The 9,075-nt window shown below is 60.8% G+C and carries 12 protein-coding genes; 9 read left to right on the top strand and 3 right to left on the bottom strand.

Features of this window, described 5'->3' with window-relative positions:
* From V3H18_RS16090 to V3H18_RS16080, 3 genes are all read right to left on the bottom strand, one after another.
* Positions 1 to 624, bottom strand: a 624-nt coding sequence (locus tag V3H18_RS16090) for a FecR family protein (protein ID WP_332083094.1), incomplete at its 3' end; no start/stop codon positions are given.
* Between the two features lie 136 nt (positions 625 to 760).
* Positions 761 to 1,018, bottom strand: a complete 258-nt coding sequence (locus tag V3H18_RS16085; protein WP_332083093.1) for a BrnA antitoxin family protein — start codon at positions 1,016 to 1,018, stop codon at positions 761 to 763.
* 317 nt (positions 1,019 to 1,335) lie between these two features.
* Positions 1,336 to 1,584, bottom strand: coding sequence for a hypothetical protein (locus tag V3H18_RS16080; protein WP_332083092.1), 249 nt, complete (start codon positions 1,582 to 1,584; stop codon positions 1,336 to 1,338).
* A gap of 37 nt (positions 1,585 to 1,621) precedes the next feature.
* Between V3H18_RS16080 and V3H18_RS16075 the strand changes: the two genes are divergently transcribed.
* The 9 genes from V3H18_RS16075 to V3H18_RS16695 form a co-directional block, all read left to right on the top strand.
* Positions 1,622 to 2,305, top strand: a complete 684-nt coding sequence (locus tag V3H18_RS16075) for a hypothetical protein (protein ID WP_332083091.1) — start codon at positions 1,622 to 1,624, stop codon at positions 2,303 to 2,305.
* A gap of 147 nt (positions 2,306 to 2,452) precedes the next feature.
* The gene (gene rpmG, locus V3H18_RS16070) at positions 2,453 to 2,620 is read left to right on the top strand and encodes a 50S ribosomal protein L33 (RefSeq protein WP_036286758.1); all 168 of its coding nucleotides are present in this window, start codon (positions 2,453 to 2,455) and stop codon (positions 2,618 to 2,620) included.
* A gap of 465 nt (positions 2,621 to 3,085) precedes the next feature.
* Positions 3,086 to 3,499, top strand: coding sequence for a hypothetical protein (locus V3H18_RS16065; protein WP_332083090.1), 414 nt, complete (start codon positions 3,086 to 3,088; stop codon positions 3,497 to 3,499).
* Positions 3,500 to 3,506: 7 nt separating this feature from the next.
* Complete coding sequence (locus tag V3H18_RS16060) at positions 3,507 to 4,253, top strand: 3-deoxy-manno-octulosonate cytidylyltransferase (protein WP_332083089.1); 747 nt, start codon at positions 3,507 to 3,509, stop codon at positions 4,251 to 4,253.
* On the top strand, positions 4,250 to 5,113 hold the full coding sequence (locus V3H18_RS16055) for a prephenate dehydratase (protein ID WP_332083088.1): 864 nt from the start codon (positions 4,250 to 4,252) through the stop codon (positions 5,111 to 5,113). The genes V3H18_RS16060 and V3H18_RS16055 overlap by 4 nt, the downstream gene beginning before the upstream one ends.
* Before the next feature lie 207 nt (positions 5,114 to 5,320).
* Positions 5,321 to 5,755 carry an HIT family protein gene (locus V3H18_RS16050; protein WP_332083087.1) on the top strand — a complete coding sequence of 145 codons (435 nt, stop codon included), beginning with the start codon at positions 5,321 to 5,323 and terminating at the stop codon, positions 5,753 to 5,755.
* A gap of 182 nt (positions 5,756 to 5,937) precedes the next feature.
* Entirely contained in the window at positions 5,938 to 6,294 is a 357-nt protein-coding gene (locus V3H18_RS16045) for a hypothetical protein (RefSeq protein ID WP_332083086.1), read from the top strand.
* Positions 6,295 to 6,461: 167 nt separating this feature from the next.
* The gene (locus tag V3H18_RS16040; RefSeq protein ID WP_332083085.1) at positions 6,462 to 8,846 is read left to right on the top strand and encodes a multicopper oxidase domain-containing protein; all 2,385 of its coding nucleotides are present in this window, start codon (positions 6,462 to 6,464) and stop codon (positions 8,844 to 8,846) included.
* Between the two features lie 7 nt (positions 8,847 to 8,853).
* On the top strand, positions 8,854 to 9,075 hold a 222-nt coding region (locus V3H18_RS16695; protein WP_408631797.1), incomplete at its 3' end, for a hypothetical protein.

The raw sequence follows: 9,075 nt of genomic DNA, 5'->3' as shown, positions 1-9,075 counted from the left end.
CAGGGCGCCGTGACGCCGCTTCGGCGCGGATTTGGGCCGGCAGGCGTCGTCGAAGCTCCAGTCGCGCGCGCCGACCGCGCGCGTCTGGGTAAAGCCCGCGTCGGAGACGCTGACGAAAGTGCAGGGCTTGTCCAATTGCCGGCATTGGCCGCCATTGGGCAAACAAACCTCGATCACGCCTTCATAGAGCACGGCGTCGGTGCGTTTTTCTAACGAGCGTACGGCGAAAGCCGTGCCGCGCACGCCAACCGAAGCGTTATGCGTCCTGACTTCGTACCCCTTGTGATTGCCGGGCGCGCTGAGGAAGCGGAACGCGCCCTTGGTCACCGTGAAGGCGACGGCGGGCGCGTTGGCGTAAACGAAACTGTCGAGCCTCACTTGCGAGAGCGGTCCCATTTGCAGCGTGGCGCGGTCGTCGAAGATGAATTTGCCGCGGCTCGCCTGTCCGGTGGTCAGCAATTCGTTGAAATAGACGGCGTCGCCGACCTTGAGACGCATGTTTTTCTCGCCGGCGAGGCCTTCGACGGTTCTCTCGATCACGCTGGCGCTGCCGATCGTCTCCTCCGCGCGCGCGGGCGCGCAGAGGGCGAGCAAAAGCGAAAAGGAGATCGTGAAATTGCGCATCGCGCCCTCCCTCTCCATCGCGGGGCCCGGCGCAAATGGCGCGGGCCTCCGCCAGAGGAAAGGACACGGCGCGACGAATTTCCGTGCGCTGGCGCAAACCCCCTCGCCCGCCGATGCGGCCTAAGGGGCGCGCTCGCTACTTCAGGCCGACGGCCTTTTTGAGCGCCTCGTCTATGCGGGACTGCCAGCCGGGACCTTCGGCTTTGAATCGCTCCACCACCTCCGGACTGAGCCGGATCGAAACCGGAACTTTCTTAGGGGCCTTCTGAGCGCCGCGCGTGCGCGGAAACGCCTTGAGCGCTTCGGGCGGAAGCTCATTTCCGGGGCGGGCCTTCTTAAAGTCCTTTTTTGTCCATTCGGGGTTTTCGCTGTCGAACGTCGCCTTACGGGGCATAGCGATCAATCTCCTTCTTATGCGCGCGGCGAAGGCTGATCGCCCGCACCCGCTCCCCGCGATGGGTGAAAACGAGGCACGGCTAAACGCTGCTTCATGCGGCTCACCAATGCGTTCTCAAAGAAGTTGGAAACCGCGTCCACACGATTGCGATCTATGTCGTCTGGTATAACTGGCTACCATCCATAAGAGGCTTCGCGTCACCCCCGTCATGACCGCTGGCCCGTCGAATATGGTCTGACATAGGAACAAATTATGAAGGCGATGGACGCGGGCGCTTTTAAGCCCGGAAAACGCGGTCCCATATCAAGTGAGATTCAACCGGCGATCAATGAGCCGGAAGCTCTGAAAAACTTTGCCAAAGTTAGCGCGGCATCTTCTGACGAAAATTTTGCAAGGACCTTGGCGGGCGCTGAGGGTGCATCATTGTCAACCGCCACGAGATAAAGCCCGAAGCCGTCAAATTCTGGATTTTCGACTCGCGCCATCTCAGCTTCACGAGCGGTTATTTCTCCAATGCACAAGCTTTCACGATTCGATAAGGTGGCGACAGCTTGTAACGTCATGATTCGATCCTCGTATAGCCTTTAAGGATTGATAAATATGGTTAACAATCCGTCAATTTCTATCAATAAGCTTGGTGAATATATTATAAGTCGCGCCGCGCGTCAGCGTAAAATCTTGCATGACAGAAAATACCCGGACCCAGATTTTCAAATAGGTACATATCATCGAGAAGCAGCGGAAGCTGTGTCGCAATTTATTTCTAATGGCGCGATTGATACCGACCCTATAGATAAAGCATTACGGCTTCTAGAACAACAAACACCGGAAAAGATAGGCACAGCTAGGCGAATAAATGCTAATATAGATGCTCTTGAACGGTTTTCAGCTATGCTTGACGACATTGACCTTGAAGGGGCAGAGCCGTCATTAGGATCAAATTCATCTCCAATGCTTACATATCACAATGTTGCGATTTCCGTTAGACCTGAAATTATACTTAAATGCACAAAAAAGAACAAAAAATACATCGGAGCTATAAAGCTACATTTCTCAAAATCGCATCCTCATGACGACGAATCGGCGGGGTACGTGTCGGCAGCCCTAAACGAGTTTTGTAAAACGCACCTCAGCGATGGAACTGAAATCGTCAATCCGGAATTTTGCAAGGTGATTGATGTCGCCTCGGGGAAGGTATTTAAAGGCGTCAAATCGACGAAACAGCGGTTAGCTGACATCGCCGCAGAATGCCAAAACATTGCCGCTCTATGGCCAACCATCTAGAGGCGAAAATTCAAACTTGAGACAACACCCGCCGCCGCGCCGCCTTGACATCCCCGGCGCCGCACGTATGTTGCGCGCCAATTCGCTCCTGGCGCGCATTCTCGCGGCCGGGGCGATTGTCTTTTAGCGAAGAGACTGGAACGACCGATGGCCAAATCCGCCATGATCAAGATCAAGCTCCTGTCCACGGCGGATACGGGCTATTTCTATGTGACGAAGAAGAATGCGCGCACGAAGACGGAAAAGCTCGTCTTCAAGAAATACGATCCCGTCGCGCGCAAGCACGTGGAATTCAAGGAAACCAAGATCAAGTAAAGCGCGCGCGGAATCCTGCCCGCGCGCTTGCGTCGATCAGGACTTTTGGATGATCTCTGTCGACGCCGCCCCGCCACGACGAAGCGGCGGCGACCTCGGCAGGAGAAAATGTCGGCCTCGACGAAGGCGGCCGACTGACGATGGCTTCAAGGAGGCCACTCCAACCACCGTCAGCCGGCCAACCCCACGGACCCAGGAGATGCGGCGGACCTGAGCACTCCGCAGGGTATTCGAAGTTGTGCCGAATACGCATCGAACGCTTACGCACGCCACGGGTCTTTTAAGGCCCCTCGACGCCGCTAGACGCGCAACTCATTTGGCGACCGTCACGTTACTCCGGCTGCACAAAAATGCAACTCTCTGATATGAATTTTCACAGTCGGCGGTCCAGGCAGTTGCGCTGCATTGCGGCGCCGATCAGCGAAGAACATCGCGCCCCGACGAACGGGTGCGCCGGAGGAATAGATGGCACTTAAACTTCGCACTGTTTCGAGCTTCGCGCTCTGCGCTCTCGCCGCCCTGACGCTCGCCGCTTGCGGCGAGCATCTCCCGGGCGACGCGACGGGCGCCAAGGTGCTGCGCAACCTTCTCGAGAAGAATGGCGTCGCGGTGAAGCTCGTCTCCTTCAAAAAGGTGCAGGGGCGCGAAGTGAAGCGCCCGGACGTCGACGCCTTCGAACTCATGTATGAGGCCGAAATTCAGTTCCCGGAAGGTTTCGAGGCCAATTGCGCCGCCGAGCGCGAGCGCGGGAAATGCGCCTTTCTCGGCATCGACGAGGATCGGACCTTCGCCAAGGCCGAAGTGCATACGAGCGAGGGAACGCTCCATTTCGTGAAAAGCGAAAAGGGCTGGCTCGCCGAGGACAATAACGCCTATTAAAGAGCCCGTGCCGGCTCTCGATCCGCTCATCCTCATTCCCGCGCGCCTCAATTCGGCGCGGCTTCCCGGCAAGGCGCTCGCCGACATCAACGGCCGGCCGATGATCGTTCATGTCTGGGCGCGCGCCTGCGCGGCCGGTCTCGGCCCCGTCGCGGTCGCAACCGACGCGCCCGAAATCGCCCGCGCGGTCGAGGCGGCGGGCGGGACAGCGGTCATCACGGACGCCGAGCACGCCTGCGGCAGCGACCGCATTGGCGAGGCGTTGCGAAAACTCGATCCCGAGCGGCGGCACGGCGCGGTCGTCAATCTTCAGGGCGACCAGCCCTTTCTACCCGACGGCGCGCTCGCCGCCGCGCTCGCCCTGCTCGACGATCCCCAGGTCGACATCGGCACACTCACGACGCCGGCGCTCGCGGAGGAGGCGGGCGATCCGAATGCGGTGAAACTCGTCGGCGCAAAGATCGCGCCCGGACGCTTCAGAGCGCTCTATTTCACCCGCGCCCGCGCGCCCCATGGCGAAGGGCCTCTCCATAAGCATATCGGCGTCTACGCTTTTCGCCGCGCCGCGCTCGAACGTTTCGTGGCGCTTCCGCCTTCGCCGCTCGAATTGCGCGAAAGGCTGGAGCAGCTCCGCGCGCTGGAAGCCGGCATGCGCATCGACGCGGCGCTGCTGGACAAAGCCGCCCCATCGGTGGATACCGAACGCGACCTCGTGGCGCTGCGCGCCGAGGCGCGCGAGCAGGACCGACAGTGACGCAATATATCGCCTATCAGGGGGAGCCCGGCGCGAATTCGGACATCGCCTGCCGCGACGCCTATCCGCAGCTGACGCCCCTGCCCTGCGCAAGCTTCGAGGACGCCTTCGCGGCGGTGACGGAGACGCGCGCGGCGCTCGCGCTCATTCCAATCGAAAATTCGATCGCCGGCCGCGTCGCCGACATCCACCATTTCCTGCCGCATTCGGGTCTGCAGATCGTCGGCGAATATTTCCTGCCGATTCATTTTCACTTGATGGCGCCCAGGGGCGCGACGCGCGCGGGACTCAAAAGCGTCTACAGCCATGTCCATGCGCTCGGCCAATGCCGCCGCGCCATCCGCGAATGGGGGCTCGAGGCGCATACGGCGGGCGACACCGCCGGCGCCGCGCGCGAAGTCGCCGAATGGGGCGACCTCGCCAAATCGGCGATCGCGCCCAAACTCGCCGCCGACATCTACGGCCTCGACGTGCTTGCGGAAAACATCGAGGACGAAGCGCATAACACCACGCGCTTCATCACGCTCTCCAAGACGAAACAATGGGCCGCGCCGAATAACGGCCCGACCATGACGACTTTCATCTTCCGCGTGCGCAACGTTCCGGCGGCGCTTTATAAGGCGCTCGGCGGCTTCGCGACGAATGGCGTCAATATGACAAAGCTGGAAAGCTACATGGTCGACGGCGAATTCGCGGCGACGCGCTTTCTCGCCGACGTGGATGGCCATCCCGAAGAGCCCAGCCTCGCCCGCGCGCTGGAGGAACTCGCGTTTTTCTCCAAGGAAGTGGAAATCCTCGGCGTCTATCCGGCGAGCGATTTTCGCGCGACGAATATTCGCGCCTTCGCCTTCGGGGATTGACAGCCTTCAAAGTCAATTGCTTACTCTACGCGCCTTGTTCAGCGGGAATGGAGAGGCCGTCTCCGGGACGAGGATCCGTTTTCGCGTCGTGAGCGGCGGCGCCTGGCTCATGTTCGCGAATATAATCCCGCTCACTTCCGTCATGCGTTGTTCGGCGCTGAGCGGCCGGAGACGATTTGACGAGCTTTGCGCCACAGGGGAGGAATCATGGCCGCCGCGTATGATCCCAATAATATTTTCGGCAAAATCCTGCGCGGCGAGATTCCCTCGCATAAGGTCTATGAGGACGATATCGCCTTCGCCTTCATGGACATCATGCCGCGCGCCGAAGGCCATGTGCTGGTCATCCCCAAGGAGGGCGCGCGCGGCCTGCTCGACGTCGCTCCGCAGACGCTCGGCGAATTGATGAAGCGCGTGCAGCATGTCGCCAAGGCGATCCAGACGGCCTTTTCCGCTGACGGACTCACGCTGCATCAGTTCAATGAAAGCGCCGGCGGCCAGGTGATCTATCACCTGCATTTCCATTTGCTGCCGCGCTGGGACGGCGTCGCCCTGCGCCCGCCGGGCACCATGGCGGACGACGCCAAACTCGCCGCGCAGGCGGAGCAAATCCGGGCCGCGATGGAGCCTTACCGGGAATAAGCGCGAGCGCGCTTTCCAATCCGCTCGAATCGTCCGATCGATGAGAATTCGCGACGAATTAACAAGCTGGAGCAAGTTCTGATCGAAAAAGTCGACGGCGAGTCAGTTTGAAAATTTGCGGGAGCGCACTAAGACCTTGAACATCACGCGATAATCGCGGGCCAAGGATATTCGAGGGCGTCATGATCAAAACATTGGGGTCAGCGGTCTGCGCAGCCTTCAGTTTGGCTTGCAAAACCGCCCTTGCGGGCGCGATGAGCGCAAATAATTTCATGCTGCCGTCGAAAGACGTGGCGTTGCGGTGTACGCCGTTGAACTACTCAATACATTGTTCGATTTCTCTCAGAGCCAATCCCGAATACAGTTCCTATTGCTTCTACGTTGCCGAGGGCCGCTCATATCCGATGAAGACCGATTATCGCTTCGGATTTTACAACAATATCGTCAGCCTTCATCTCAATAGCGGTTTGCGCGTGACGGCCGATTTGAAGGACTTGAGAACGGGCGCGCATGCGCGCTGTTTCGAGTCGGGATCTTGAGGACGCGGTATAGGTCTGGGCTTGCCGCCGCCACGTTGGGGCCGTCGGGCGCCGCGGCGGACGACCAAACTTCCATAGAAAAGCCAGCGGCGCTTAATTTTTGTGGAATTATGCGTTAGCTTTCATTCATTACGTAAAAATGCAGTCGCATGAATTTAGAGGCGAGCATGATTCATAGCGTTAAGGCGTTTGCGCCGGTCATCGTCATAATTTCCATTATTTTCGGCGCGCCGCTATGTGGAGCGGCGCGCGCGCAGCAGCCGTCCGCCGAACTCGCCGACAGTTCAAATCTTGTGACCCTCACCGCCGAGGTCGCGGACGTCGACGTTCCGGGAAAAGGGCTCATCAAGGGACTTTATGTTTACAAGCTGCGCGGGCCCGGCATGTCGTCGGGCGCGCCGGCGGCGCTGATGCCCCCGGTTATCGCCGCGCCGCGCGGCCGCACGTTGACCATCGATTTCTTCACAAAGCTCCCCGAGGAGACCAATCTCCATACCCATGGGCTATCAATCACGCCAAGAGGCGTCGGCTTCGGCGAAATCGGCGCGCGGCCGCTTTATGGCGACTGCATTCTCGTCAATGGCGAGGCGCGCGACAATCCGCCTTCCCCGAACGACCTCGCGAAGGTTGACCCGTGCAAACCGCAAACGGCGGCGCCCGCTTCGGTCAAGGAGGCGCAGCCCATTCGCTACCGCGACGTCATTCCGCCAAGCCATTCTTCCGGCCTCTTCTGGTTTCATCCCCATGTGCATGGCGTCGCCGAAAAGCAGTTGCTCGCCGGCCTGTCCGGCCTGCTGACGATCGGCGACATATGGGACTACGCCTATTTCGAATGTTGGGCGGGGAACGGCGCGCCCCCTCGCGGCGCGCGCGCCTGCGGCGCGCTCGATGCGCAGCGCCGCGAACGCGCGCTCGAACAGACCGCCGACAGTCGCTTTATCGGGCTCAAAGACCTGCAGATCGATCAGGACGATAAAGGCGATTGGCGTTTGCATGATCCCGCCGACTATCAAAAGGACCGCTGCGGGGACGTGACTTTTGACCCCGCCACGCCGAAGGAGCTGCAGCGAAAGGCCCAGCTCGTTCTCGCGCCGGGTGGGACCAGCGCGCCGGGCGGTTGCTGGACGGACCCAAAGCGGCAATGGATATTCACGGTCTCCGGCGAGGTTTATCCGACTCTCACCGCGCCGCCGGGCTCCGTGCAGATTTGGCGCGTCGCTAATATGAGCGCCGACGTGACCTACCGTCTGCGCGTCGAGACCAAGGACAAGGACGCGCCGCTGTGCCCCGGTTCGCGCAGCGATATGAGCGAGACGGCGCAACGTCGCTGTCTGACGCTGGCGCTCTTGTCGCGCGACGGCGTGCCGCTCGATTCCGGCGGCCCGAGCGCGCAGAGGACGCTCGAACTCACCTTGATGCCGAGCGCGCGGGCCGAGGTATACACGCCTCGTTGCACGGGCGTCCCGGGCGCCGCTTCGGCGAAAGACGGATGCCTCGTAAACGATCGTCAAATCGAAGCAAAACTTGTGACCGCGGGGGTCGCGGTGGGCGACGCCCTCGACGCGGCCGACATCTGGCCGCCGGTCGAACTCGCGCGCGTCATCGCCGCGCCCGGAGAATTGCCGCAGCAGCTGGCGGCCGCGGGCCGCGCGCCGGCCAAAGTCGCGCCCTTGTTGCAGAGCGCAGGTTACGGCCTAGCGGATTTATTGCCTTCGCCGACTGAGCCCGGCGGCGAGAAGCCAAGCCAGGCAGCGGAATCTTCGCTCTTGCCGCGAGAAGGCCCCGCGCGGGAGTGCGATCCCGCCCATACGCATTACCCTGTGAACGCGCAGGCCTTCTCGAAATACGGGAATCTCGTGCGCCTGGTTCGCTTCAACAACTCCGACCACTTCGCCGATCAGGAGGAGCGCTTCGGTCTGCATGTCGAGAATTTCCGCCTACATGACCTGATAACTGGAAAACCCATCCCGATATTCGAATTGCTCGATAAAAAAGACGGCAGCCGGAAACTTGCGCGTATCAGCCTCCAAGACGAATGCCAAAAGAAGGCGCTCAGCGACGATTCAGGCAAGACGTTCGAATTCTACTATCCGCGTTTCCCCATGCCTCATGACAGCCAGCCTGATCCGATCGGCGCCCCGCTCGTTCATTCCTGGCGGTCAGACAGGCCGGAATATTGGCTGCTCATCAACGACAGTCACGAATGTCACAATTTTCATATCCACCAGACGAAATTCGAGGTGGCGGCGAGCGACGTGGTGCGCGGCGATACGGGAGAGTCGCAGGATCAATGTCTTGGCGACCGCGACCCCAAAAAGCTCGCGAGCCTCACCGCCCTGCACGATAACTTCCCCCTGCCCCCCGGCGCGCGCATCCTGCTGCGCATAGCCTTCGGTCCGGATCAGCTCGGGCGTTTCGTCTTCCACTGCCATATCCTCGAACATGAGGACAAAGGCATGATGACGCTTCTGCAGGTGGAGGAACGCGACTCGCCTGCCGCGAGCGGCCCGGCGCCTCAGCAGCATCCTTCGCATTCAAGGCGCTTGCGGTAAGTTGGCATTGCGCGGCGGTAAAGCCACGCAGGGCCGCGCCCTATTCCTCGCCGACCTTCGCCGGCTTCAAGGCCACTGGGCGCAGCAGGAAGGACGGCACGTGATCGCCGAGCCCGATAACGGGCGGCCCGTCGTCTTCGTGATGGCGGCGCGGCCGGCGCTCCCCGCGTTCAGGAGCGGCTGGCGGCGGCGGAGCGCGGAAACCGTCCCCGTCGCCCTCTCGCCGGGC

The organism is Methylocystis borbori, from assembly GCF_036576025.1.
GTDB classification, from domain to species: Bacteria; Pseudomonadota; Alphaproteobacteria; order Rhizobiales; family Beijerinckiaceae; genus Methylocystis; species Methylocystis borbori.
The sequence above is the reverse complement of the archived record's forward strand: the minus strand, read 5'-3'. Positions and strand labels throughout refer to the sequence as shown.